This is a genomic window from Nocardioides phosphati, assembly GCF_014646375.1.
Lineage (GTDB): Bacteria > Actinomycetota > Actinomycetes > Propionibacteriales > Nocardioidaceae > Nocardioides > Nocardioides phosphati.
Genome location: NZ_BMNI01000023.1, coordinates 1 through 1,841, shown reverse-complemented (window position 1 = coordinate 1,841; position 1,841 = coordinate 1). Strand labels below are relative to the sequence as shown.

The following is a 1,841-nucleotide window of genomic DNA, read 5'->3' as shown; positions in this document are numbered from 1 at the left end:
AGCCAATGACCTGCCCGCCCTGATCGCCTGACCAACCCAAACGAAGGAACGCAGCGCTACACCACTACCCGGGACTTGACCCGCCACTGTCGCTCGAGACGATTCGGAGGGACGTTTCAAACGTCCGAGAGACGTCTTGAAGTGTCCAGTGGGGTGGTGTCAATATCCCCAGCCCTCGCGATCTCCTCGTGGTGAGCAACACCGCTCACGACTTCCGGAGGCAGACCCATGGCACTTCAGCGCCGCATCCAGCTTCGTCTGGACGAGGTCAGTCTGCGCGTCGTCGCACCACCAAAGACTCCGGTCGCTGGCTTGGAGGCAACCGCATGAGCGCCGCACGCAAGCTCGACGACGCGATGGCTCTGGCCAGCGCAGATGCCGTCGGTGTCTGCCGCCGCCCATTCCTCCGCAAGGTCACCGACCGCGCAACCGGCGATATCACCTGCGTACCGATCCCCTGCGGATCGACCCGCGCACGCATCTGCCCAGCCTGCGCCGACAAGGCACGCCGGCTCCGCATGCAGCAGTGCCGCGAAGGATGGCACCTCGTCGACGACCCGCTCCCACCCCAGCCAGACGACGACAACGAGCCAGAGGACGCGCCCGACGACGCCGACAGCATCGAAGCGTCTGAGCGGCGCACGCGGTCGACCCGACGCCTCGAGGGCTTCCCCGATCTCCCCAAGGTCCAGCCCGACCACACCAGCGTCGGACGCACCTTCACTGATCCTCGTACAGGCGCAACCTTCCGGCCCTCGATGTTCGTCACCCTGACCCTGCCGAGCTACGGCCGCATCAACGCTGCGACGGGCGCGCCGGCCGACCCGAATCGGTACGACTACCGCGCTGCAGCTCTCGACGCGATGCTCTTCTCCCGAGCCGTCGACAGGTGGTGGCAGAACCTACGGCGTTGCGCCGGCTACAAGGTGCAGTACTTCGCCGCAGTCGAACCTCAGCGTCGACTCGCACCTCACCTCCACGCCGCACTGAGGGGCGCGATCCCCCGCTCCGTCCTGCGCCAGGTCACCGCAGCGACCTACTGCGCCGTGTGGTGGCCCTCGGTCGACGTCGTGAAGTACGACGCGGCAAGAGGCGACCGTCTGCCCCAGTGGGACCCCGTCACCCTGTGCTACTTCGACCCTGAAACGGGCGAGCTGCTGCCTTCGTGGCAAGAGGCTCTCGACCAGGTCGACATCGAGGGCGAGCCGATGCATGTCGTCCGCTTCGGACGGCAGGTCGATGTGAAGGGCATCGTCGGCGGCTCCGAGCAGACAGGCCGGGCCGTCGCGTATCTCTGCAAGTACCTGACGAAGGCCGTCGCAGAGACCTACGTGAACGAAGACCGGCCTGACCCGGCGTACGAGGCGCACATCGACCGCCTGCATCGCGAGGTTCAGTGGCTCCCATGCTCCGAGACGTGCGCCAACTGGCTCCGCTATGGAGTGACGCCCAAGGACGCCGAACCCGACCTGATCCCCGGGCAGTGCACGTCCAAGGCACACGACCGCGAATGCCTTGGGCTGGGCGGCCGACGTGTACTCGTGTCCCGGCACTGGACCGGCAAAACCCTGACTGACCACCGCGCCGACCGCGCCGACGTCGTACGAGCCGTCCTCGAAGAAGCCGGCATCGAGCCCCCCGAAGCACGGCGTCTCGCAGCTGACGTCCTCGACGCCGACGGACTCCCCCGATTCATCTGGGAAGACGTGCCCGTCGAGCAACGCAACTACACCGCGGCCATCGCTCGGTCGATCCGCCAGAGTGGAGTCCAGCAGAGTGGTGTACGACGTCCTGAGTGAGCGCGTGCCTCCAACGTAGGCGCGGCCACCGGGTGAATCCTT

1 protein-coding gene is annotated in these 1,841 nt (G+C 66.7%); it reads left to right on the top strand.

What is annotated here, in order from left to right; all coding sequences use genetic code 11:
• Positions 1 to 326 precede the first annotated feature (326 nt).
• Positions 327 to 1,799, top strand: a complete 1,473-nt coding sequence (locus IEX47_RS17805; RefSeq protein WP_229662981.1) for a replication initiator — start codon at positions 327 to 329, stop codon at positions 1,797 to 1,799.
• The last annotated feature ends 42 nt before the right edge of the window (positions 1,800 to 1,841 follow it).

Coding starts and splice junctions, on each gene's coding strand:
- IEX47_RS17805 (WP_229662981.1), top strand. CDS start 327: ATGAGCGCCGCACGCAAGCTCGACGACGCGATGGCTCTGGCCAGCGCA.